A 23679-nucleotide genomic window follows, 5' to 3' on the forward strand; every position below is an offset into this window, starting at 1 on the left:
GCCAGCCCGTCAATCTGATCTGAAAGCCTTTCACCCATACGGGTAAAGGCAACCCGGTTAGACGCGGAACACCGTTTCATGGAAACGCTGCTCCGCTCTCTCTCTGTTTGTCTTCGCAATTCCGGACGGAAAACCGGTCCCCGCTTTTCCTGGAATTGCGCTAGACGCGGCGCTCCACCATCATCTTCTTGATGTTGGCGATGGCCTTGGCCGGGTTCAGGCCTTTCGGGCAGGCCTGCGTACAGTTCATGATCGTGTGGCAACGATAGAGCCGGAAGGGATCTTCCAGATTGTCGAGGCGCTCGCCCGTCTTCTCGTCGCGCGAATCGATCAGCCAGCGATAGGCCTGAAGCAGCACGGCAGGGCCGAGATAGCGCTCACCATTCCACCAGTAGCTCGGGCACGAGGTCTGGCAGCAGAAGCACAGGATGCACTCGTAAAGCCCGTCGAGCTTGGTGCGGTCCTCATGGCTCTGCTTCCATTCGGTCGCGGGCTCGGGCGTGACCGTCTGCAACCACGGCTCGATGGAGGAGAGCTGCGCGTAGGGCACGCTGAGATCCGGCACCAGATCCTTGACCACCGGCATGTGCGGCAGCGGGTAGATCTTGACCGCATCCTGGGCAACCTCATCCATGCCCTTGGTGCAGGCAAGCGTGTTGGTGCCATCGATGTTCATGGCGCAGGAGCCACAAATGCCCTCGCGGCAGGAACGGCGGAAGGTCAGCGTCGGATCGATCTTGTTCTTGATGTAGATCAGCCCGTCGAGGACCATCGGCCCGCAATCGTCCATGTCGACATAATAGGTGTCGACGCGGGGATTGGCTTCATCGTCCGGCGACCAGCGGTAGATCTTGTACTCGCGCAGGTTGGTCGCGCCCTCGGGCTTCGGCCAGACCTTGCCCTCCTGGACACGGGAATTCTTGGGAAGGGTGATTTCGACCATGACTTCCTCAGCTCAGTAAACCCGCGCCTTGGGCGCGATTTTCTTGGGATCGATGCCGCCGTCTTCCGGCTTCAGCATCGGGTCGGTGTGGACGGGACGATAGTCCAGCGTCACCTTGCCGCTCTCATCGACCCAGGACAGGGTGTGCTTGCGCCAGTCCTCGTCGTTGCGGCCGCCCATCGGACCATCCTTGTAGTCCTCGCGGGCGTGTGCGCCACGGCTTTCCTTGCGCGCCTCGGCGCCGAAGACGGTGGTGATGGCGTTGGCCATCAGGTTTTCCAGCTCCAGCGCTTCCATGAGATCGGAGTTCCAGATCATCGAGCGGTCGGTGACCTTGATGTCGGGAAGCTCTTTCCAGACTGCAGTGATGCGCTCGCAGCCCTGCTCCAGCGATTCCTGGGTGCGGAACACGGCGGCGTCTTCCTGCATGGCGCGCTGCATCTTCTCGCGCAGCTCTGCCGTCGGCTGGGAGCCGTTGGCGTTACGCAGGCGGTCGAAGCGCTCCATGATCCTGTCGCAGGCGGCCTCGTTGAGCGCCGGAACCGGCGCATCGCGGTCGACAACCTCGCCGGCGCGGATGGCGGCGGCGCGGCCGAACACGACCAGATCGATCAGCGAGTTGGAGCCGAGACGGTTTGCGCCGTGGACGGAAGCGCAGGCTGCCTCGCCGACGGCCATCAGGCCCGGCGCGATCGCATCCGGATCGTCCTTCGTCGGGTTCAGCACCTCACCCCAGTAGTTGGTCGGGATGCCGCCCATATTATAGTGGACGGTCGGCAGGACCGGGATCGGCTCGCGGGTCACATCGACGCCAGCGAAGATGCGGGCCGATTCGGCGATGCCGGGCAGGCGCTCGTGAATGACCGCCGGGTCCAGGTGATCGAGATGCAGGTAGATGTGATCCTTGTTCTTGCCGACGCCGCGGCCTTCACGGATCTCGATGGTCATGCAGCGCGAAACCACGTCGCGGGAGGCAAGGTCTTTCGCCGACGGCGCATAACGCTCCATGAAGCGCTCGCCCTCGGAGTTGACCAGATAGCCGCCCTCGCCGCGCACACCCTCGGTGATGAGGCAGCCCGCGCCGTAAATGCCGGTCGGGTGGAACTGCACGAACTCCATGTCCTGCAGCGGCAGGCCGGCGCGGGCGACCATGCCGTTGCCGTCGCCTGTGCAGGTGTGGGCGGAGGTGCAGGAGAAGAAGGCGCGGCCATAACCGCCCGTCGCCAGCACCACCATCTTGGCGGAGAAGCGATGGATCGTGCCGTCTTCAAGGTTCCACGCCACGACGCCGGTGCAGACACCGTCGGTCATGATGAGATCGAGCGCGAAATACTCGATGAAGAACTCTGCGTGATTCTTGACGGACTGGCCGTAGAGCGTGTGCAGGATGGCGTGGCCGGTGCGGTCTGCCGCAGCACAGGTGCGCTGCACGGGCGGGCCGTCGCCGAAGTTCTGCATGTGGCCGCCGAACGGCCGCTGGTAGATCTTGCCTTCCTCGGTGCGCGAGAAGGGCACGCCGTAATGCTCGAGCTCGTAAACGGCGGCGGGCGCTTCGCGGGCGAGATATTCCATGGCGTCGACATCGCCGAGCCAGTCGGAACCCTTCACCGTGTCATAGAGATGCCACTGCCAGTGGTCGGGGCCCATGTTCTTGAGCGACGCGGCGATGCCGCCCTGGGCGGCGACCGTGTGCGAGCGGGTCGGGAAGACCTTGGTGATACAGGCCGTCTTCAGCCCCTGCTCGGCCATGCCGAGCGTAGCGCGCAGACCTGCGCCGCCAGCGCCGACGACGACAACGTCGAACTTGTGGTCGACATAGGTGTAGGCGTCTGCCGCCTTTTTATCTGTTGCCTTTGCCATAACCGGGTTCAGCCTCCGAAGGCGATCTTGAGAAGGGCGAAGAGGGAGACGACGCCCAGAATGAGGGTGAAGAAGATGTTGCCGATCATCAGGGCGACCTTGCAGCCCTCTGCGTGGATGTAGTCCTCGATGATGACCTGCATGCCGAGCTTCATGTGGTAGAGCACGGACAGGAGCGCGAACGCCAGAAGCACGGTGATGACCGGGTTGGCGATGGTCGCGCGAACCTCTTCATAGGATGCGCCATTGATGGCGATGACGAAGCCGATGAAGAAGATGACGAGCGGGACGTTGGCCACGGAGGTGAGGCGCTGACGCCAGAAGTGATCCGTGCCTTCCTTGGCGGAGCCGAGGCCGCGAACGCGGTTAAGCGGTGTGCGCATGTCGCTCATGATCAAAATCCTCCACGAACGGCGTAGCCGATGACCCACACGAGAATGGTGAGTACGATGGAAGCGGCGATGGTGGCCTTGGCCATTTTCGTCGCGGTGGCCTTTTCGAGGCCGCGGCCCGTGTCCCACACGAGATGGCGCAGACCGCCGATCAGGTGATGGATCATGGCCCAGGTGAAGCCGAACAGGACGATTCGGCCGAACCAGGAGCCGTAAATGCCGTTGACCAGGTCGAAGGTTTCCTTCGAACCGGCGGCGGCGGCCAGCCAGATGACGAAGAGCACCATGCCGAAATAAAGCGCGCCGCCGGTGATGCGGTGCACGATCGACATGACCATCGTCGGAATCGGGCGATAGATTTGCAGGTGCGGTGAAAGCGGCCTGGCTTTGACAGTTGTGGATTTGCTCATGGCTTCCCCAATTCGATACCGGCGCGGCGGGGTGGCTGTTGCGAGAGCGATATCGTATCCCGAACTCGCGCCCTGCGGCTGTGGCTTTCTAATGCGGTTTTTGCAGTGCGTCAAAGCCGCAACAGCGTTCCCTTCAACGAATATATCGCAGGTGTAACGCGTGGCGAGCGGCATTGCGCGGCTTCAAACGATTGAAGAGGATTTTTCGCGCGGCGACTCCCGAAATCAGCGACGGCAGGTGATCGGCACCTTGCCGCTGACCATCCAGAGCGCCTCGCCGCCCTCAATCACGACGGCATAAAGCGACTCACCGAAACGAACATGCTGGCCGGGCGGCGACGCCGGCAACTCCAGCTCCAGCCCGCGCGGGCTGACGACGGAAATGCTCGATCCCTTCGGGGTGATGCTCATCTGCATGCCGTCATCGCAGGTGAGCGTGACGGGGCCGGTGAAGGCCGGCTTCGCGGCATCCGGCTTTTCAGGCGTTGCGGCGACACAGCCGGCGAGAATGCCCGCACAGCAAATGGCCACAAGCCCTGAAAGGCCGCGCTGGCGCAGCCGCATGAAGGTCGTTCCTGTAGATTTCATAATGCCTCTATTGCGCGTCCGAGCCGGGGGACCGATCCGCACCCTGGTCGAAACGAATGACATGCGTGGTCCAGTCGGCGGGGGCGGCCAGCGCCTCGTAGAGCTTGCGCCCTTCATCCGGCTGGCGCGGCGCATTGAGCGCCAGACGGGCCCAGCCACGCTCTTCGGCCTGGTCGGCGATCACATCGACCAGCGCCTTGCCGATGCCCTTGCGGCGGTGATCGTGGTGCACGAACAGATGATCGACGAGGCCGTGCCGCATGCCCGACACCGGGTCCGGCAGGTCGTAGAACAGCGCAAAGCCGACCAGCGCGCCATCAAGGCTCGCGCCGACGACTTCGACCGCGCGGTCCTGCAGAAGCGTCTCGGCGTAATATTCGTCGGGGCGGCGCGGCGCACCGCGCTTCAGCGACTGCGTGTAAGCCGCCAGAAGCGGCGCCAGAACATGCGCATCCTTGAGACGCAGCGGATTGATGTCGATCTGATGATTCTCGCCCATGGAGCACCCTTCCCCGAAATTAACCACGTCTGTCAATCGGCATGTTCGCGCTGCATGCTCGACGTGACAAAGGTTAAGAAAAGCTTAATGTATGAAGATCGAGGGGGCCACGAGGATTTAAGGAGCGATGGCGCATGCCTTTACGATCTTTATTCGTGGCCGCGGCCCTTGCGGCCGCAGCGACGACTGCGCCGGCGCTGGCCGGCAGTTTTGATGGCGCAGGCCAGGGCCGCGTCTATGCGGACGCCTATGGCAATCTGGTGATCGAGAGCCGCGCGGGTTTCAAGCGCATCATGGTCGGCAAGGGCTATATGGCCGGCGACTATCAGGCGCTCGACCTCGAAACACCGCGCGAGACAGCCTATCTGGAGCGCGACGGCGGCAAGCTCTATCTGCGCCGGGCTAACCCGTGCACCGAGGGCGTGCTGATCAAGGGCCGCAGCTACATGTATGGCCTGCCAGACGGCGTGTTGCCGGTTCTGGTCGCGCCCTGCCGCTGAACCATTAAAACCGGAACAGGCGAGCACGGGAGGCCCCATGAGCCGAGAGGCCGAAACCGCCCGCGCGCTGCGCGGCCATATCGACCAGATGCAGACCATGACCCGCTTCGTGCTGGCGACGCTGGCGCTGGCAAGCGGTGTTTACACCTATCTCGGCGTGCGCAGCCTGCTGGACGGCACCGCGACGCTCGTGTTTCTCGCCGCCGTCATCTATTCGGCGGCGGTTTCGGTCGGCATTTACGGGTTCTGGACCTATCTCATCCGCTTTCTGCCGGAAATGCGCGACGCGGGCTCACGCATGGCGCTGTTCGGCGTGATGGGCGTGGGCTGTTTGATGATCGTGGCCATGTCCTCCTGGCTGAACGCGGCCGCGCTGGCGGGCTCGGCTGCGGTGGAGCAGCATCTGGCGGAAACGCTGGAAGACTATACGGGCGATCTGGATCAGGCTCATTCCAATGCGCTGGGCGCGTTATCCCTGCTGCCCGACATTCAGCGCGCGGCGGAACGCTTCTCGCGGCTTGCCGAAGAGGAGCGCAATTCCGGCGCGCTGACCGGCACGTCCGGCTCTGGCAGCGTGGTGCAGCTTCTGACCCAGATGTCTGCGCAAATGCGCGAGCTGGAAAGCACGATCCAGAATTCACGCGAGACGGTGAGCGAGCAGTTTCAGCGCGGGCAGGAGCGGCTGGCGGAAATGCGCACGCTGGTTTCGGCCCCCGGCCCCATCCAGCCGCGCTCCGACCGTTTCGCGGAGGAAGCCGTGGCGCTGGCGGGCGTGATCGCGGCGCTGGAGCAGACCTCCATCGCGCCCTCGGTGGCGCGCGCGGCAGCGGACCTTTCCGCCGGCTTCATCGCGCCGGTTGCAGATGGCCGTTCGGGCGACCTGGCAGACCGTCAGGATGCGGTGATGGCGACGGTGCGCAGCTCGGTCGCCGCCCAGTCCAAGGCGTTGTCGGATGCGGCGGAGGAAATTCTCGCACAGCCGAAAGTGGCGGAACGCCGCTATGTGCCGCTTTCCTCGGCTGAAGCTGTGCTGCGCTATGCAGGCAGCTTCCTGCCGAGCTGGGCGGGCGCGATCTCCATCGACCTTTTGCCGGCTGTTCTGGTGGGCGTGCTTGCAGTGGTGTTCGCCTCGATCCGCCGGGGCGAGGCCGAGCTGACCCCGGCAGACCGGATCACGGCGGCGGACATGATGCGCTCGCTCGAGCTGCATGACGCGATCATGGCCCGCAAGGCTGCTGCGGAGGCGCAGACCCCACCCGAACAGACAGAAGCGCAGCCTGTTCCGCCCGAGGCCGAGCCGCAGCCGGCGCGCAACATCACCCCGCTTTCCACACTCACCGACCGCAAACGGCAGGAACCATGAGCGACCATCTGGCTTCCCTCGACGAGAAACCGCAGCGCGGCCTTCTGATGCGCTATTTCAGCCGCTTCGATGACGGCAAGCTGATGCGCTGGGCCTTTGTGGGCGTTTTGATTGGCTCGGCAGCCGTGCTGGGCATGGATCTGCGCGAGATGGTGGACCGCAATGGCGGGCTATGGCCGGCAGAGAGCGCCGACCCGATGAAGCGCAGCGTGACGGTTCTGCCGCCGGCGGTGGAGACGCATGGCGCGCGCGAACAGTCGGCCGATCCGCGCCAGTTCGTGCGGACGGATCGCGATGCGCTGCGTGACCCGATCAGCTTCACACTGAAGGCGGGCGGCGTGCTTGCCGCCAATGGCGCAATCGACCAGGGGGCGGCGGCGCGCTTTGAGAGCGAGCTGGAGGCGCGCGGCGAATATGTGACGCATGTGGCGCTCAATTCGCCCGGCGGTTCGCTTGAGGACGCGATGGCGATTTCCCGCCTGGTGCGGGAACGCAATCTGGCGACCAGTGTTGCCGATGGCGCGATCTGCGCCTCGTCATGCCCGCTCATTCTGGCCGGCGGCGTGGAGCGGCAGGCCGGAGACAGGGCCGCCATTGGCGTGCACCAGTTCTATGCAGCGGAAGAAATGAAAAACCCGGCGCAGGCGATGGCCGATGCGCAGATCATCACGGCACGGATCTCCCGCCATCTGGACGAGATGGGCGTTGACCCGGCGCTCTGGCTGCACGCGCTCGATACACCACCGCGCGCGCTCTACTATCTGACGCCCGGGCAGATGAAGGATTATCGCCTCGTCACCGGCCCGCTGAAACTGGCGCGGAACTAGAGCAATTCCAGCAAAAGCGGGAACGCTCTGGCCGGATGACAGCGTCCTTCTCCCCGCCGGCGGGGAGAAGGTCCCGGCAGGGGGATGAGGGGCTGGCGCGGCGCATGAAAACCTCGCCGTATTGCTGGTTCGCAGAACCTGGCGTTCGCCCCTCATCCTCACCTTCTCCCGCAAGCGGGGAGAAGGGGGCCTTGTAGTCGGTGCCTTGATGGAACCCGTTTCAGGCTCTCAAGGTCTGTCTTCTCAGCCTTCCTCGGGCGCAGGCTGATATTCGAGCAGGTCGCCCGGCTGACAATCGAGCGCCTGACAGATTTTTTCCAGCGTCTCGAAGCGCACACCGCGCACCTTGCCGGACTTGAGCAGGGACACATTCTGCTCCGTAATGCCGATCAGCTCGGCGAGTTCCTTGGAGCGCATCTTGCGGCGCGCCAGCATGACATCCAGATTGACGACTATCGGCATGGCGATCACACGAAGTCGCGCTGTTCGGCGCGGACATCGGCCGCAACGGCCATGAGCCGGCCCGTCATGTACATGATGCAGGCAATTAGAAGCGTCAGCAGCTCCGAACTGCCGAAACCAAGTGTCAGCATCTTTTCTCCGGGCGGATTGCCCATGGTGAGCGCCAGAACCATCAGCATGCGCAGGAGAATGCCGCCGGCGGCCAAGGCGACAAAGGCCGTGCTGGCGCGCCCCATCCAGTGCGCGGATTCGCCCGAAAGCGGCTCTTCGGCAGAAAACGCACCGAACATACGCCAGACGCTATAGAGCGCGGCAAACAGGAGACCAAGCTGGATGGCAATCAGCGCTGCGGTGATGGCAACCGCAGACGAGGTGAACACAAGCGGGCCTGACAGGTCGAGCTTCTCCCGCACCTGTTCCTCAAAGAACACTGCGTCGTTCAGCGACGCGAAGAAGAACAAAGCCACCGCAAGGGCGATCAAAGCCCCGCACACCAGAACAATGCCCTGCATCAGCCGGCTGAGCCGCCGCAGGCGCGTCACGTCTTGCATACCAATCTCCGTTTGATTGAATTAATTAATGTATTACGATAATTAATTATCTCGATTCGTTTCTCATGAAAAGGGCCACACCGATGTTTTTTCGCAAACGCACCGTGACAAGCCTTGCCGGCGTCCTCTGCGCTGCCGCGCTTTCCGCCTGTGTTTCGGGCAATCCCCGCACGCTTTACGAACTGTCAAAGTTCGATCCGCTCAGCGCCGACCCGGCAGGCATCGCCGTGGCGGTCAAAACGGACAGGAAGCTTCATCTGAGGCAGGGAGACGTGATGCTGCGCATGGCACTCGCGAGCGAGGACAAGAACAGGGCTTTCGATGAACGCTTCGTGTTGACGGTGATCGAAGACAAGGAGCCTGCGGGCTTCGGTCAGGCGTTGAAGCCCAATGAGCATGTCCTCTCCGCCGCCATCGCGGCAGAAGACCGGCAGCGCTTCAGGGCTGCACAGGCCAGAGCCCGCGCGGCGCGGGCCGAAGATGCAACGGAAGGCAAGGGCTCGATCAGCGTCTCGATCAATGGCGGCTGCACAAGCGGCCCGCTGGACCTGAAGGAAACAACGGTGCGCAGCTATATGCGCACACAGGCCGGCGGGCGCTTCTTTCCGCTGACGGGAGAGATGAAAATCACAGAAGTTCTGGGAAATAAAAAATCGTCAGCGATTCGAATCCCCTCCTGCGAAATAAAATTATCGAAATAAAAAACAAAACAATCCTATGAAGAATAAAATTACGCCCACAACCAAGGATTTAAAAAACGAAGTTTAAATCGATACAATTCACTGAATGAAAAAACATTACGTCGCGTTATGTTTTCTGGAGCAATAAATTGAAGTTGTTTGTCGAGCGGGCTCGTCCTAGGAGAGGAACATGCTGCCTTTCCCAGGCAGATTGATGTTCAACCCGCTGGCAGGACACCTTCCCATGACTGACATTCCCGGTCTGCCCAGCCGCAGAAGCTTTCTCAAAGGCTCTGCAGCTGGCGTGGCCCTTTCCGCGCTCGCGACCAGTGCAAGCGCCGAGAAGGCCGAAGCCCCGGTTTCCCTCGAAGACTACAAGCGTGAATTTCTGAACGACGCCGAATGGGCGTTCGTGATGGCCGCGACCGCGCGGCTCATCCCGTCCGAAGGCGACGGTCCCGGCGCGATCGAGGCGCGCGTTCCCGTGTTCATCGACCGCCAGCTCGCAGGCGACTATGGCAGCGCCGAAGACTGGTACATGGAAGGCCCGCACGATGCGTCCGCTTCGCCTCAACTGGGCTGGCAGACGCCGCTGACGCCTGCCGAAGTCTACCGTCAGGCCATTCCAGCCTTCGACGCCTGGTGCTCAAAAACCCATGGCGACGTCTTCGCCGGGCTTGAAGCCAGCCAGCAGGACGAGGCGCTGACTGCGCTGCAGAACGGCGATGTGGAACTGCAGCCGGAGGTGCGCGACTTCTTCTCCATTCTGCTTGCCAACACGAAGGAAGGCTATTTCGCAGACCCGATGTATGGCGGCAATCACGGCATGCAGTCGTGGGTCTATATCGGCTTTCCCGGCGCGCGCGCCGCATTCCGCGAATGGCCCGAGCGCCACAACATCAAATATCCGCTCGGACCGGTTTCCATCAGCGGCGAGAGGGCTTGATCATGGCGCGTCAGGAAAAGAAGAAAGACGTCGTCATCGTCGGCCTGGGCTGGACCGGCGCCATCGCCGGCATCGAGCTGGCGCAGGACGGCCTTGAGATCGTCGCGCTGGAGCGCGGCCCGGACCAGTCGACCGTGCCGAACTTCAAGTATCCCAACCAGATTGATGAGCTGAAATACGGCGTGCGTCTGAAAATGATGCAGAAGCTGAGCCAGCAGACGGTGACGGTGCGTCGCAATGAAGACGAGACCGCCCGCCCCTACCGCAAGCTCGGCTCCTTCCTGCCGGGCAATGGCGTTGGCGGCGCAGGCACCCACTGGAACGGCCTCAACTGGCGTCCGATGCCGGAAGAGCTGAAGCTGAAATCCTACGTCATCGAAAACTGGGGCGAGGATATCATTGCCGAAGACATGACCATCGGCGACTACCCGGTGAGCTATGACGAACTCGAGCCGTATTTCACGCAGTTCGAGAAAGTGGCGGGCATTTCCGGCTATGCGGGCAATCTCAACGGCGAGATCCGCGAAGGCGGCAACCCGTTCGAGGGCTGGCGCTCCGAGGACTTCCCGATGCCGCCGCTGCCGCGCACATGGGACAGCCAGAAGTTCCACGATGCCTGTATCGCATCGGGCTACCATCCCTTCCCTGCGCCGGCGGGCATCGCCTCCACCGCCTATGTGAACCCCTATGGCATGCAGATGGGGCCGTGCAATTTCTGCGGCTTCTGCGAGCGCTATGGCTGTTACCAGTATTCGAAATCCTCGCCGCAGACGACGATCCTCGATGCGCTGAAGCGCAAGCCGAACTTCTCCTACCGCACCCATTGCGAGGTGCTGCGGGTGGAAATGGCCGAAGACGGCAAGACGGCGACGGGCGTGACCTATTTCGATGAGGAAGCGCAGGAAGAGGTGTTCCAGCCGGCGGATCTGGTGATCCTGTCGAGCTATCAGCTGAACAATGTGCACCTGATGCTCGTCTCCGGCATCGGCGAACCCTATGACCCGGCCACGGGCAAGGGCGTTACCGGCAAGAACTATGCCTACCAGATGAATGGCGGCATCTCGATGTTCTTCGAGGACGACAATTTCAACCCGTTCGTCGGGCATGGCGCCAACGGCACCTGCATCGACGATTTCGCGATCAACCAGATCGATTTCGGCGAAGAAGGCTTCATTGGCGGCGCTTACTGGCGCTCGGGCACGTTCAACGGCCAGCCGATCCGCAACATGCCGCTGCCCAAGGGCACGCCCGCATGGGGCGCAGGCTGGAAAGAGGGCATCGGGCGCTGGTACGGCCACGCCATGTCGATCGGCTCGCACGGCTCGAACCTTGCCTATGCGAACAACTATCTCGACCTCGATCCGAACTATACGGACCGTCATGGCCGTCCGCTGATGCGCATGACCTTCGACTGGCACGACAATGATCTGCGCATGAACCAGTTCATGAAGAGCAAAATGGAGCCGCTCGCCAAATCCATGAACCCGGACATCATGCAGGTCGGCTTCAAGGGACCGGGCGCGCATTATGACGTGCGCCCCTACCAGACGACGCACAACACCGGCGGCCACATCATGTCGGAAACCCCGCAGGAAGGTGTCGTCAACCGCTACTGCCAGGCCTGGGACAAGCACAATGTCTTCGTCATGGGCGCGGGCAATTTCGTGCAGAACACGCAGTACAACCCGACGGGCCTGCTTGGCGGCCTGGCCTACTGGACGGTTCAGGCGATCCGCACCCAGTATCTGCCCAATCCGCGTCCGCTGGTCTGAGGAGCATACAGATGAAAACCTTTCTCAGAATCCTCGCCGGGCTCGTTGTGGTGGGCGTCATCGCCCTTCTGGCATTCGTGTTCGTTCCGGTGAAACGCTCCGCCCCCACCCAGAACCTGGCGGCCGACTGGCAGCCGGAAGAGGGCCAGGGCCAGTATGTGATGTATGCGGGCGACTGCGTGGCCTGCCACACGGCGGAAGGCGGCGAACCGCTGGCCGGCGGCCGCCCCATCGAAAGCCCCATGGGCACGATCTGGTCCACCAACATCACGCCCGATCCGAAGACCGGTATCGGCGGCTGGTCGCTTGACGATTTCCGCGCGGCCATGGTCGACGGCCTGATGCCGGACGGCACGCATCTCTATCCGGCCATGCCGTATGAGAACTTCCGCTTCATGAGCGAGGCGGACATCCGCGCGCTGTACGACTATCTCATGAACGGTGTGGAGCCGGTGGAGAACCGGGTGCAGGCGACGCAACTCGCCTTCCCGTTCAACCAGCGCTGGGGCCTGCGCGCCTGGAACTGGATGGCGCTCTCGCATGAGGCCGGGTTCAAGCCGCTGGGCGCATCTGAGATGCAGGATCGCGGGCAGTATCTGGTGGAGGGTGCAGGCCATTGCGCCGCCTGCCACAGCCCGCGCAACGGGCTGATGATGCAGGACGGTGTGACGGCGAGCCAGAAGACATTCCTCGCCGGTGGCGTGATCGGCGGCTGGGAAGCGCCGGCACTTTATGGTCCCAATTCGACCATTGCGGGCTGGAGCGTTGAAGAGACGGCAAACTATCTGGCCACCGGCCGCAACGCGCATTCTGCCGCCAATGGCGAAATGGCGCTGGTGGTGGAGCATTCGCTCCAGCATCTGACCGACGCGGACAATCTCGCCATCGCCGCCTTCCTTAAGGGCAAGGATGCGGAGACCACCGAGGTGGCCGGCGTGATGAAGGCGATGCCGCAGCCAGAAGCGGATGCGGCAGGTGAAGAAACCGCAGCCATGCTGACGGAAGCCAGCCCCGACATGCCGCTCGGACCGCGCCTCTATCTCGACAATTGCTCGGGCTGTCACTTCGTGACCGGCAAGGGCGCGCCGGAGATCTTCCCGGAGCTCGAGAACAACCCGATGGTGGTGAGCGCCGAGGTTGGCCCGCTGATCTCCGTCATTCTGAATGGCGCAGAGGTTCCCTCGACCGAGAAGCGGCCGATGAAGCTCGTGATGCAGGGCTATGCAGAGCGTCTGGACGACGCGGAGATTGCCGAACTCGTCAACTTCCTGCGTTCCTCCTGGGGCAATGACGCAGCCGCCATCTCGGCGGAGGACGTGGCCAAGGTTCGCGCGGCGCAGTCGACGCACTAGAGCGGTTCATCGTTTCAAGACAGCAAAAGAAAAGGCCGGTCGCTGGGACCGGCCTTTTTTATTGGTGCGCGATGCGGTGCGCGGATCAGCCCTTCGGCCACTCGCGGATGTCGACGAAGTGACCGGCGATGGCGGCAGCGGCGGCCATGGACGGCGATACGAGATGCGTGCGGCCCTTGAAGCCCTGACGGCCCTCGAAGTTGCGGTTCGAGGTGGAAGCGCAGCGCTCGCCCGGCTTCAGGCGGTCGTCATTCATGGCAAGGCACATGGAGCAGCCCGGCTCACGCCAGTCAAAGCCGGCAGCCTTGAAGATCTTGTCGAGACCTTCGGCCTCGGCCTGCGCCTTCACGAGGCCGGAGCCCGGCACGATCATGGCGTTGACGCTGTCCTTGACCTTCTGGCCCTCGGCGACCTTCGCGGCTTCGCGCAGATCCTCGATGCGGCCATTGGTGCAGGAGCCGATGAAGACGCGGTCGACGGCGATGTCGGTGATCTTCGTGCCCGGCGTCAGACCCATATACTCAAGCGCGCGCTTCTTGGAGATACGCTTGGTCTCCTCGGCGATGTCGTCCGGGTTCGGCACGACGCCGGTGACGGAGATGACATCCTCGGGCGAGGAACCCCAGGTGACGATGGGCGGCAGGTTGGCGGCATCGAGACGAACGATGCGGTCATACTCCGCGCCCTCATCGGTGCGCAGCGAATCCCAGTAGGCAAGCGCCTTCTCCCATGCGTCGCCCTTCGGCGCGCGCGGGCGGTCCTTGATGTAGGCGTAGGTGGTCTCGTCCGGCGCGATGAGGCCGGCGCGTGCGCCGCCTTCGATCGACATGTTGCAGACGGTCATGCGGCCTTCCATGGAAAGCGCGCGGATCGCCTCGCCGGCATATTCCATGACGTGGCCGGTGCCACCGGCGGTGCCGATCTCGCCGATGATGGCAAGGATGATGTCCTTGGCGGTGACACCGGCGGGCAGCGCACCATCGACCTGGATCAGCATGTTCTTGGCGCGACGCTGGATGAGCGTCTGCGTGGCCAGAACGTGCTCGACCTCGGAGGTGCCGATGCCATGCGCCAGAGCGCCAAACGCGCCATGGGTGGAGGTGTGGCTGTCGCCGCACACGATGGTCATGCCCGGCAGGGTGAAGCCCTGCTCCGGACCGACGATGTGGACGATGCCCTGACGCTCGTCATTGGCGTCGTAATATTCGATGCCGAAATCGGCGGCGTTCTTTGCCAGCGCATCAACCTGGATGCGGCTTTCCTCGTTCTTGATGCCGAACTTGCGGTCGGGCGAGGTGGGCACGTTGTGGTCGACGACGGCGAGCGTCTTTTCCGGATGGCGCACATCGCGGCTGGCCATGCGGAGGCCCTCGAAGGCCTGCGGGCTCGTCACCTCGTGCACGAGGTGGCGGTCGATGTAGAGCAGGCAGGTGCCGTCGTCCTGCTGGTCAACCAGGTGGTCGTCGAAAATCTTGTCGTAGAGCGTGCGTGCTTTGGTCATTTTGTTCATCCCTAGCGGAGCGAAATGGAAGGCTGGCCGGCTAATCTCTTGTCTCGTTGCGTTCCCGCGGCGCGTTGCGGACGGGAAGGCCGAGCCGGTTGGCGTGTCCGCCTAAGGCAGTCGGCTCAGAAGCGAGCCGGAAACCCGCGCAAAGAAGCGGCCCGGCAGGCGCTTGACGTCCTGCAGAACAAAGCCCTTGTAGGCCGGATTTCCAAAAAGTGCTTCCATGAGAGGGCTAATACCAGCCTTTCCCGGGCTCGGCAATCTATCCGTGCCGGGCGTCTTCGGCAGAAGGCAAATGCCAGCCGCGATGCGCGCATGACGGCAGGAATTCCGCTACCGGGGCATGGGCGCGACAGCCGGCCCCGGTTGCGGTGGGCTCCAGGGTCAGGCCCCTAACGCTTTGCCTGGTTCTTGCGCAGGCGCTGTTCCAGCCCGCGCAGGGCCAGCGACAGGCCGATGGTCAGGATGAGATAGATATAGGCGACAATCGAGTAGGTTTCGAAGAAGCGAAACGAGCCCGAAGCGTAGATCTTGCCCATCTGGGTAATGTCGGCGACGCCGAGCACGGAGACCAGCGAGGAATCCTTGACCATCGCCACGAAATCATTGCCGAGCGGCGGCAGGATGGTGCGGATCGCCTGCGGAAGGACAATGAGGCGGAAGCGCTGGAAGCGCGACAGACCGAGCGCCTTGGCGGCTTCGATCTGGCCTTCGTCAACCGACTGGATGCCGGCGCGGAAAACCTCGGCGATGAAGGCCGAATAACCGATGGTGAGCGCGATGATGGCACGCCACAGAAGCGAAATGTCGCGCACCCGTAACTCGCCGAGAACGCCCGCCTCCTGCAAGGGCGCGGTGACCGCATTCCAGCCGGTCACGATGATCGGAACACCGGCAAAGGCGATCCAGAACAGGAGCACCAGAACGGGGACGCCGCGAATGATCTCCACGTAGAAACGGGCGATCTGGCGCAGCACCAGAGATCCGGACAGGCTCATCAGCGCCATGCCAAGGCCGACGGCCGTGGCCAGCGCAAAGCCCACCACCGTGACGAAAACGGTGATGCCGATGCCCTTGGAAACGATGGAGAAGACCTGCGCGTAGAGTTCGCTGGTGGCAATGAGGATTGCGACGCCGACGGCGATGACCCCGGCGGCAACAAGCCACCAGGGGAAATCGCGTTTGGCGGCGGGTCTGGAACCGGACACCGCCATGGGCTCTAGAGTTTCCTCAACGGGCGGCCGGTCAGGCCGGCAGGACGCGGGGCAACCACGTCCTATTCACCCATCTTGTATTCAAGGAACCATTTCTTGTTGAGGGCGTCGAGCGTGCCGTCGGCCTTCATGGCGGCGATGGCTGCGTTGACGGGTTCGACCAGATCGGAGCCCTTGGCGAAGATAAAGCCGAAATCCTCGGAGCCGAGGGCTTCGTCGAAGAGCTGGAGAGCGCCATCGGAGGCATCGACATAGCCCTGGCCGCCGGTGCTGTCGGTCAGCACCATGTCGACATCGCCGGAGCGCAGCGCCTGAACGGACGCGCCAAAGGTCTCGAATAGCTTGATGCGCGGATTGCCTTCGTTGCCGTCGAGCACTTCGTAGACGGCGGTGTAGAAGGGCGAGGTGCCGGGCTGCGCGCCCACCAGACCGTCTTCATAGGCCGCGAAGCTTTCCGCGTCGGAGAAATTGTCTTCGTCGCTGCGCACCAGCATGAACATTTCGGAGCGCAGATAGGGGGCGGAGAAATCCACCTTTTCCTTGCGGTCGTCACGAATGGTGATGCCGGTCATGCCGATGTCGTACTGACCGTCGGCAACCGACTGGATCATCGCGTCCCAGCTCGTGTTCTGGTAGGTGAGCGAGAAGTTGAGACGCTTGGCGATCTCGTTCATCGCATCGTATTCCCAGCCGATCTGCTCGCCCGACTTGGGGTCGATGAACTGAAGCGGCGGGTAGGCATTCTCCGTGACCACCACGACTTCACGACCCTCAAGGTCGGGCAGCGTATCGGCAGCGACGGCAAAACCGGAAAACATGAAAGCGGCAGCCGCGAAGGACGCAGCCTGAAGGGACGTACGCAACGTCATGGACCAATCTCCCTGTGGCGGACCGATGCTCGGCCGGGTGATGGTCTTTTCCTTAAAGCAGAGTGTTTCCCAGTAAAAGAGCCAGAATGGCGGCAAGCGCCGTAAAGGAAACCAATCAAAACAAAAAAGGCGCACCGAAGTGCGCCTTTCTTAAAAACCCAATGCCGGAGAGACTACTCGGCGTTGTTCTCTGCAGCAGCAGCTTCCTGCGCCTTGGCGGCTTCTTCAGCTGCCTTCTCGGCGGCCAGCGCCTCGGCGGCAGCGCGCTTCTCAGCTTCGATACGCGCCTTTTCTTCGGCAGCAGCCTGACGGACGGAATCGTTGAGACGACGGGCGCGGACGCTGGTGTTCTCGGTGATGCGTGCGGACTTACCGCGACGGTCGCGCAGGTAGTAGAGCTTCGCGCGGCGAACCTTACCGCGGCGGACCACCTCTACGCCCTCGACGAGCGGGGAGTAGATCGGGAACACGCGCTCGACGCCTTCGCCGTAGGAAATCTTGCGAACGGTGAAGTTCTCGTGGATGCCGGCGCCGGAGCGGGCAATGCAGACACCTTCATAGGCCTGCACGCGGGTGCGGGTGCCTTCGGTGATGCGAACCAGAACGCGAACCGTGTCGCCGGGCTGGAATTCGGGAATCTTGCGCTGAGCTTCGATTTTCTCGGCCTGCTCGGCCTCAAGCTGACGGATAATGTCCATCTCACTGTCCTCTTGTTCTTCTCGAACCGTCAGAGCGCTCATCCCAATGGCAGTTGTGCACCGCCTGAAGAGTGCCCTCCCAAAGGAGGAACAGGAGCGAATTCACGTGTTCTTTGGTTAGATCCAAACCGGCCGGAGCCGTTACGTTGGGTGCGCATACACGACATTGCGGGGAGAATCAATATGGAACGACGGCTGCCGCGCCCGAAATCTCAGTCCGAACCGATCCGCCCCAGATGCGTATCACGAAACCCGCTCTCATGTTTCAGCCCGTAGCCAAGCGCGCGGTCTGCGCCGATATGGGCGGCGAGAATGAGCGCCAGATGCGTGGCGAGCGGCGCGTCCAGCACCAGTCCGACGAGATAGACGAAAACCGGAGCAGGCCATGCATGGACGAGATTGTAGCACCATGCGCCGACGCGCGGGCCTGCGAGATAGCCCAGCATAGCGAGATCCGGCGCAAACAGAAGCATGGCGAACAGCCACCAATTGCCGCCGGAAAGCTGATAGAGAATGAGGGCGAGAAGCGCCAGGGCCGCGCCCTCGAGCCGCAGAAGGCGTTTCACTTTCCGCTTTCCCTATAGGCCGCCCAGAGATCGGGACGGCGCTCGCGCGTCAGCCTTTCGGCCTCTTCGCGCCGCCAGGCGGCGATTTTCGCATGATTGCCCGACAACAGGATCTCCGGGATCGGACGATCCTCGAAGAGCTGCGGGCGCGTGTATTGCGGGTGCTCCAGAAGCCCCCCCTCGAAGCTCTCTTCTTCGCCGGACGCATCATTGCCCATGACGCCGGGCAGAAGCCGGATCACTGCATCGAGCAGAACCAGCGCTGCCGGCTCGCCGCCGGAGAGCACGTAATCGCCGATGGAAACCTCTTCGAGACCGCGCGCCTCGATCAGGCGCTGGTCAACACCCTCGAAACGGCCGCACAGGATGACTGCGCCCGGACCGGCCGCCAGCTCACGCACGCGCTGCTGGTCGAGCGGGCGGCCACGCGGGCTCATCAGTAGGCGGGGACGCGGATCATCGGCCGGCGCGGCGTCATCGATGGCGCGCGCCAGAACGTCGGCGCGCATGACCATGCCTGCGCCGCCGCCAGCCGGCGTGTCATCGACATTGCGGTGCTTGCTCGTGGCGTAATCGCGGATCTGGACCGTTTCCAGAGACCAGCGACCGGCCTCGCGCGCCTTTCCGGCAAGCGAGAGGTCAAGCGAACCGGGAAACATTTCGGGATAGAGAGTGAGGATCGTTGCGCGAAAACTCACGGCGCATCCCCATCGCCCGGCATGTCCGGCCCGCCCGCATCGTCAAGACCATCGGCATCGTCCAGATCGTCGGCGTCCTCATCATCGACAAGGCCGGCAGCGACGCGGTCGATCTCGACGAGCCCCTCGGAGACGCGCACCTGCGGCACGGCAGCCTGCGTGAAGGGAACCATTGCCATTCCGCCCACGGCCAGCGCGACTTCCATGATGTCGCCGCCGCCGAAATCATGCAGCGCCTGAACCCTGCCGACACGCTCGCCCTCGCCGTCGATGACGGAAAGGCCGATCAGGTCGGCATGATAGAATTCGTCTTCCTCAAGATCGGCGGGCAGTGCGGCGCGCTCGACAAAGAGAGCCGTGCCGTTCAACGCCTCGGCGGCGGTGCGGTCGCCCACCTCGGCGAAGCGGGCCACCACCACATTCTTGGCGGGGCGCACATTCAGAACTGTCAGGGTGCGGCCATCCCCGGTGGAGAGCGGACCGTAATCGCCAATGGCCAGGGGATCGCCGGTGAATGTCTTCACCCGCACTTCGCCACGCAGTCCCTGTGGAGCGCCGATGACGGCGAGCTGGACGCGGGTATCGTTCTTGCTTGGTTTCTTCATGTGCCTGACTTGCCATTGCCCAAATCGGGGAAAACGGGCTTATGCGTCGTTTTACGGCTTGCCGGCAAGCTTGCCGGCGAGAGTTTCCATGCGTGTGGCAAGATCGCCCAGCATGCCGGTGACGGCGGAATCGTTCCGGTCAGCCTGGCTGACCGCCTCGTCGCGCGTCTTGCGGAGCGTGTTGATCTCGCCCTCCATGCCGCGCGTCTTCTTCTGCAGTTCCACCAGCTCGTCCATGACCATGATGCCGGCCATGACCGCAAGGCGATGATCGCCGATCTCACCGAACGCGTCTTTCAGATGCGTGATGTAGCGGTCGAAACGCTGCGCAAGATTGACGAGATGATCTTCCTGCCCCTCATCGCAGGCCATACGATAGGACTTGCCGTCAATGGTGACCGTAACCTGTGCCATCGCTTCGCCCTACCGATCCAGCACGGCACGGATCGTTTCCATGGCCGTGACCAAACGCCGCGAAACCTCGCGGTTCACATCTTCGAGCCGCTGGGCCCGCGCTTCGGACTTGTCTATTTCCTGGGCCAGTCGCGCGCGGTCGGCATTCATGCGCTGCACTTCGGCATCGGAATCGACAAATTCCCGATCCCGCTCCAGCCGGGCGTCAACCGCATCCTCAAGCGAGGACATGGCCTTGTCCAGCCGACCGATCACCTCCTTGAGCGTGTTGTCACCACTCATGGCCGCCAACCCCAGTCCTGCATTTCCGGAAGGCGCCCGCCGCATATGCGACGCCGGCACGGTTTGTCCGAAAATGTTTTGACACAGGCAATCTTGCTTACTCTCTCTCGCCAAACTGCGCGATGCGCCCGCCTCCCCCACGCAAACGCCACTGGCTGCCTGCCGGGACGATGAACGCGAATCGCTGGCGTTACTATACAGTTACGCCCAAAAGATTAGGCGCCGGGTGAAGCCCCCGTCAACAAAACACGTCGGCTAATCCCCCAAATTGGTGTAACAAGGTTGATACATAACGCTCCTCCCCCAGCGGCAGACAATCTGGTGAAAACGGCCCCTTTGTTGACTTCAAGGCCGCAAATGCTATGTGTCGCCTGCTTTTTCCAAGGGGTCAGCGCTGCCCAGGCAGCGCCCCGATAACTGCCTTATGCGGACCAGCGAGCAATCATGATCTCACGCGACAAACACGACCGGATGGCCAATGCGATCCGCTTCCTTTCCATGGATGCGGTAGAGAAAGCCAAATCGGGCCATCCCGGACTGCCCATGGGCGCAGCCGATATCGCCACTGTGCTTTTCACCCGCTTCATGAAGCATGACCCGAAAAACCCGAACTGGGCCGACCGCGACCGGTTCGTTCTTTCGGCCGGTCATGGGTCGATGCTGCTCTATTCGCTGCTCTACCTGCTGGGCTACGAAGACATCACGATCGATGAGATCAAGAATTTCCGCCAGCTCGGCTCGCGCACGGCCGGCCACCCGGAATTCGGCCACGCAGCCGGCATCGAGACGACGACCGGCCCGCTCGGCCAGGGTTTTGCGAACTCCGTCGGCATGGCGATTGCCGAGCGCGTTCTGAACGCCCGCTTCGGCAATGATCTGGTTGACCACTACACCTATGCGCTGGCCGGCGACGGCTGCCTGATGGAAGGCATCAGCCAGGAGGCGCTGACGCTGGCGGGCCACCTGAAGCTCAACAAGCTGATCGTGCTGTTCGACGACAACAACATCTCCATCGACGGCGAGATCTCGCTGACCGATTCCACCGACCAGTGCGCCCGTTTCGAGGCCTCCGGCTGGAACACGATCCGCTGCGACGGCCATGACCCGGAAGCGATTGCTGCCTCGATCGAAGCCGCGAAGGCTTCCGACAAGCCGACCCTGATCGCCTGCCGCACGACCATCGGCTTCGGCGCTCCGACCAAATCGGGCACCGCGAAGGTTCACGGCGCGCCGCTGGGTGCGGAAGAGATCGCCGGCGCGCGCAAGGCGCTTGGCTGGGACGCAGAGCCCTTCACGATCCCCTCCGACATTCTCGACGACTGGCGCCTGGCCGGCCTGCATTCGGCAAAGGACCGCAAGGCCTGGGAAGACCGCCTTGCAGCAGCCGACGCCGAGACGCGCGGCGAGTTTGAGCGCCGCATGCGTGGCGACCTGCCGGAGAACTTCGACGCGGCCATGGTCGAGTACAAGGAGAAGCTTGCTGCCGAGCCACCGAAAGTGGCCAGCCGCAAGGCCTCCGAAATGGCGCTGGAAGCAATCAACGCCGTGCTGCCGGAAACCATTGGCGGCTCCGCCGACCTGACCGGCTCCAACAACACCAAGACGAGCCAGACCGGCCCGATCAGCGCCGAGGACTTCTCCGGTCGCTACGTGCATTACGGCATCCGCGAGCATGCGATGGCCGCGGCCATGAACGGCATGACGCTGCATGGCGGCATCATCCCCTATGGCGGCACGTTCATGACGTTCTCGGACTATGCCCGTCCGGCCATGCGTCTGGCCTCGCTGATGCAGATCCGCTCCATCTTCGTGATGACGCATGATTCCATCGGCCTTGGCGAAGACGGCCCGACCCACCAGCCGGTGGAGCATCTGGCCGCGCTGCGCGCGATCCCGAACCATTTCGTGTTCCGTCCGGCCGATGCGGTGGAGACCGCCGAGTGCTGGCAGGTGGCCGTTGAAAGCCGCAAGACGCCTTCGACGCTCGCCCTGTCGCGCCAGAACCTGACGCCCGTGCGCACCAGCCACGAAGCGGACAATCTGAGCGCCCGCGGCGCATACGAGCTGGCCGGTTCGGAAGACGACGCCAAGGTGACGCTTTTCGCCACCGGCTCGGAAGTGGAAATCGCCATGGACGCCAAGGCGCTTCTGGATGCCGCCGGCCTTCCGGCGCGCGTCGTCTCGGTGCCGTGCTTCGAGCTGTTCGAGCAGCAGAGCGAAGACTACCGCAAGGCCGTGACCGGCAATGCGCCGGTGAAGATCGCCATCGAGGCCGGCATTCGCCAGGGCTGGGATGCGATCATCGGTTCCGACGGCGTGTTCATCGGCATGACCGGCTTTGGCGCAAGCGCGCCCGCACCGGAGCTCTACAAGCATTTCGGCATCACCGCCGAGGCCGCTGCCAGCGCCGCGCAGAAGCGGCTCGCAGAGCTCGGTTGAGGCCGATAGCGGCCTTATCAGGGTTCGGGGCGGGCGAATGCCTGCCCCGCCATCTGGATTCTTGCCTCTTGCGCCGCTATGAAGCGGCGTCTCTTTCCGTGCCAGCGCACGGCCACCCACCTGCCGGAGGAAGTTCATGACCGTCAAAGTAGCCATCAACGGATTTGGCCGCATCGGCCGCAATATCGTACGCGCGATCTACGAGTCGGGCCGCAAGGACATCGACATTGTCGCGATCAACGATCTCGGCCCCGTCGAGACCAACGCTCACCTGCTGCGCTATGACAGCGTGCATGGCCGCTTCCCTTCCGAGGTGAAGGTCGACGGCGACACGATCAGCATCGGCTCCGATTCCTTCAAGGTGTTTGCCGAGCGCGACCCGTCCAAGCTGCCGTGGGGCGAGCTGGGCGTTGACATCGTGATGGAGTGCACCGGCATCTTCACCTCCAAGGAGAAGGCTTCGCTGCACCTGCAGGCCGGCGCAAAGCGCGTTCTGGTTTCGGCTCCGGCCTCCGGCGCAGACCTGACGGTCGTTTACGGCGTCAACCATGACAAGCTCTCCAGCGAGCACCTGATCGTCTCCAACGCTTCCTGCACCACCAACTGCCTGGCTCCGGTGGCCAAGGTCCTGAACGACGCCTTCGGCATCGAGAAGGGCTTCATGACGACGATCCACGCCTATACGGGCGACCAGCCGACCCTCGACACCATGCACAAGGACCTCTACCGCGCCCGCGCGGCAGCCATGTCCATGATCCCGACCTCGACCGGCGCGGCCAAGGCCGTTGGCCTCGTCCTGCCGGAGCTCAATGGCAAGCTGGACGGCGTCTCCGTGCGCGTGCCGACCCCGAATGTCTCGGTCATCGACTTCAAGTTCGTGCCGAGCAAGAAGGTCACCGTCGAAGAGATCAACAACGCGCTCGTGGCGGCTGCCGACGGCCAGCTGAAGGGCATTCTCGCCTACACCAACGAGCCGCTGGTCTCCATCGACCTGAACCACAACCCGGCCTCCTCTACCTTCGCGCTCGACCAGACGAAGGTGATCGACGGCGACCTGGTTCGCGTCATGTCCTGGTACGACAATGAATGGGGCTTCTCCAACCGCATGGCCGACACGGCGGTTGCGTTCGGAAAGACCATCTAACTCCATTCTCACGCCTTTTCAGAACGCCCGGCCATCGCGCCGGGCGTTTTTCTTTTGTCCATGCCCTTGCATCTCACTTCCGCCGCATCCTTTATGAAAAA

The 23679-nt window shown here is 63.0% G+C and carries 26 protein-coding genes; 9 read left to right on the top strand and 17 right to left on the bottom strand.

The features are described from left to right. Positions 1–160: 160 nt before the first annotated feature. From DEJ54_RS04215 to DEJ54_RS04240, 6 genes are all read right to left on the bottom strand, one after another. The gene (locus DEJ54_RS04215) at positions 161–943 is read right to left on the bottom strand and encodes a succinate dehydrogenase iron-sulfur subunit (RefSeq protein WP_113153467.1); all 783 of its coding nucleotides are present in this window, start codon (positions 941–943) and stop codon (positions 161–163) included. Between the two features lie 12 nt (positions 944–955). Continuing rightward, positions 956–2803, bottom strand: coding sequence for a succinate dehydrogenase flavoprotein subunit (gene sdhA, locus DEJ54_RS04220; protein ID WP_113153468.1), 1848 nt, complete (start codon positions 2801–2803; stop codon positions 956–958). 8 nt (positions 2804–2811) lie between these two features. Continuing rightward, positions 2812–3195, bottom strand: a complete 384-nt coding sequence (gene sdhD / locus DEJ54_RS04225) for a succinate dehydrogenase, hydrophobic membrane anchor protein (protein ID WP_113153469.1) — start codon at positions 3193–3195, stop codon at positions 2812–2814. Between the two features lie 2 nt (positions 3196–3197). After that, a complete protein-coding gene (gene sdhC / locus DEJ54_RS04230; protein ID WP_113153470.1) occupies positions 3198–3605 on the bottom strand; it encodes a succinate dehydrogenase, cytochrome b556 subunit in 408 nt (135 codons plus the stop codon). A gap of 225 nt (positions 3606–3830) precedes the next feature. Further along, complete coding sequence (locus DEJ54_RS04235; RefSeq protein WP_113153471.1) at positions 3831–4193, bottom strand: hypothetical protein; 363 nt, start codon at positions 4191–4193, stop codon at positions 3831–3833. A gap of 7 nt (positions 4194–4200) precedes the next feature. Continuing rightward, a complete protein-coding gene (locus DEJ54_RS04240; RefSeq protein ID WP_113153472.1) occupies positions 4201–4692 on the bottom strand; it encodes a GNAT family N-acetyltransferase in 492 nt (163 codons plus the stop codon). A gap of 134 nt (positions 4693–4826) precedes the next feature. On the opposite strand from DEJ54_RS04240, the gene DEJ54_RS04245 reads away from it, so the two are divergent. The 3 genes from DEJ54_RS04245 to DEJ54_RS04255 are packed head-to-tail and all read left to right on the top strand — an operon-like array spanning position 4827 to position 7382. Continuing rightward, entirely contained in the window at positions 4827–5192 is a 366-nt protein-coding gene (locus DEJ54_RS04245) for a hypothetical protein (RefSeq protein WP_113153473.1), read from the top strand. 37 nt (positions 5193–5229) lie between these two features. Beyond that, entirely contained in the window at positions 5230–6555 is a 1326-nt protein-coding gene (locus tag DEJ54_RS04250) for a hypothetical protein (protein WP_113153474.1), read from the top strand. Between the two features lie 47 nt (positions 6556–6602). Further along, entirely contained in the window at positions 6603–7382 is a 780-nt protein-coding gene (locus tag DEJ54_RS04255; protein ID WP_204360883.1) for a hypothetical protein, read from the top strand. A gap of 243 nt (positions 7383–7625) precedes the next feature. Here DEJ54_RS04255 and DEJ54_RS04260 read toward each other — a convergent pair whose 3' ends face one another. Together DEJ54_RS04260 and DEJ54_RS04265 are read right to left on the bottom strand one after the other, a co-directional pair. Then, a complete protein-coding gene (locus tag DEJ54_RS04260) occupies positions 7626–7844 on the bottom strand; it encodes a helix-turn-helix transcriptional regulator (RefSeq protein ID WP_113156070.1) in 219 nt (72 codons plus the stop codon). 5 nt (positions 7845–7849) lie between these two features. Further along, on the bottom strand, positions 7850–8395 hold the full coding sequence (locus tag DEJ54_RS04265; RefSeq protein ID WP_113153476.1) for a DUF2975 domain-containing protein: 546 nt from the start codon (positions 8393–8395) through the stop codon (positions 7850–7852). Between the two features lie 83 nt (positions 8396–8478). Here DEJ54_RS04265 and DEJ54_RS04270 point away from each other — a divergent pair, with 83 nt between their 5' ends. The 4 genes from DEJ54_RS04270 (at position 8479) to DEJ54_RS04285 (ending at position 13145) form a co-directional block, all read left to right on the top strand. After that, complete coding sequence (locus DEJ54_RS04270; RefSeq protein WP_113153477.1) at positions 8479–9096, top strand: hypothetical protein; 618 nt, start codon at positions 8479–8481, stop codon at positions 9094–9096. Between the two features lie 223 nt (positions 9097–9319). Then, entirely contained in the window at positions 9320–10021 is a 702-nt protein-coding gene (locus tag DEJ54_RS04275) for a gluconate 2-dehydrogenase subunit 3 family protein (protein ID WP_113156071.1), read from the top strand. Positions 10022–10023: 2 nt separating this feature from the next. Continuing rightward, positions 10024–11793, top strand: a complete 1770-nt coding sequence (locus DEJ54_RS04280) for a GMC family oxidoreductase (protein WP_113153478.1) — start codon at positions 10024–10026, stop codon at positions 11791–11793. An 11-nt stretch (positions 11794–11804) separates the two neighbouring features. Continuing rightward, complete coding sequence (locus tag DEJ54_RS04285) at positions 11805–13145, top strand: cytochrome c (protein ID WP_113153479.1); 1341 nt, start codon at positions 11805–11807, stop codon at positions 13143–13145. An 85-nt stretch (positions 13146–13230) separates the two neighbouring features. Here DEJ54_RS04285 and leuC read toward each other — a convergent pair whose 3' ends face one another. From leuC to DEJ54_RS04335, 9 genes are all read right to left on the bottom strand, one after another. Beyond that, positions 13231–14646 (bottom strand): 3-isopropylmalate dehydratase large subunit, encoded by a 1416-nt coding sequence (leuC, locus tag DEJ54_RS04290; RefSeq protein WP_113153480.1) that lies wholly within the window; start codon positions 14644–14646, stop codon positions 13231–13233. A 395-nt stretch (positions 14647–15041) separates the two neighbouring features. Beyond that, positions 15042–15863, bottom strand: a complete 822-nt coding sequence (locus DEJ54_RS04300; RefSeq protein ID WP_113153482.1) for an amino acid ABC transporter permease — start codon at positions 15861–15863, stop codon at positions 15042–15044. Positions 15864–15925: 62 nt separating this feature from the next. Further along, a complete protein-coding gene (locus tag DEJ54_RS04305; RefSeq protein ID WP_113153483.1) occupies positions 15926–16732 on the bottom strand; it encodes a transporter substrate-binding domain-containing protein in 807 nt (268 codons plus the stop codon). A gap of 173 nt (positions 16733–16905) precedes the next feature. Next, on the bottom strand, positions 16906–17430 hold the full coding sequence (gene rplS / locus DEJ54_RS04310; RefSeq protein ID WP_113153484.1) for a 50S ribosomal protein L19: 525 nt from the start codon (positions 17428–17430) through the stop codon (positions 16906–16908). A gap of 212 nt (positions 17431–17642) precedes the next feature. After that, the gene (locus DEJ54_RS04315; RefSeq protein ID WP_113153485.1) at positions 17643–17996 is read right to left on the bottom strand and encodes a DUF4260 domain-containing protein; all 354 of its coding nucleotides are present in this window, start codon (positions 17994–17996) and stop codon (positions 17643–17645) included. Beyond that, positions 17993–18694 (bottom strand): tRNA (guanosine(37)-N1)-methyltransferase TrmD, encoded by a 702-nt coding sequence (gene trmD, locus DEJ54_RS04320; protein ID WP_113153486.1) that lies wholly within the window; start codon positions 18692–18694, stop codon positions 17993–17995. Before trmD ends, DEJ54_RS04315 begins: the two co-directional genes overlap by 4 nt. Further along, the gene (gene rimM, locus DEJ54_RS04325) at positions 18691–19299 is read right to left on the bottom strand and encodes a ribosome maturation factor RimM (protein WP_113153487.1); all 609 of its coding nucleotides are present in this window, start codon (positions 19297–19299) and stop codon (positions 18691–18693) included. The genes trmD and rimM overlap by 4 nt, the downstream gene beginning before the upstream one ends. Positions 19300–19350: 51 nt before the next feature. Further along, positions 19351–19713, bottom strand: a complete 363-nt coding sequence (locus DEJ54_RS04330) for a cell division protein ZapA (RefSeq protein WP_113153488.1) — start codon at positions 19711–19713, stop codon at positions 19351–19353. A 9-nt stretch (positions 19714–19722) separates the two neighbouring features. Next, positions 19723–19995 (bottom strand): DUF4164 domain-containing protein, encoded by a 273-nt coding sequence (locus DEJ54_RS04335; RefSeq protein ID WP_113156072.1) that lies wholly within the window; start codon positions 19993–19995, stop codon positions 19723–19725. 444 nt (positions 19996–20439) lie between these two features. Between DEJ54_RS04335 and tkt the strand changes: the two genes are divergently transcribed. Together tkt and gap are read left to right on the top strand one after the other, a co-directional pair. Further along, the gene (tkt, locus tag DEJ54_RS04340) at positions 20440–22434 is read left to right on the top strand and encodes a transketolase (RefSeq protein WP_113153489.1); all 1995 of its coding nucleotides are present in this window, start codon (positions 20440–20442) and stop codon (positions 22432–22434) included. A 136-nt stretch (positions 22435–22570) separates the two neighbouring features. Then, the gene (gene gap, locus DEJ54_RS04345; RefSeq protein ID WP_113153490.1) at positions 22571–23578 is read left to right on the top strand and encodes a type I glyceraldehyde-3-phosphate dehydrogenase; all 1008 of its coding nucleotides are present in this window, start codon (positions 22571–22573) and stop codon (positions 23576–23578) included. Positions 23579–23679 lie beyond the last annotated feature (101 nt).

Origin of the sequence: Nitratireductor sp. OM-1 (assembly GCF_003296175.1) — a bacterium.
GTDB classification, from domain to species: domain Bacteria; phylum Pseudomonadota; class Alphaproteobacteria; order Rhizobiales; family Rhizobiaceae; genus Nitratireductor; species Nitratireductor aquimarinus.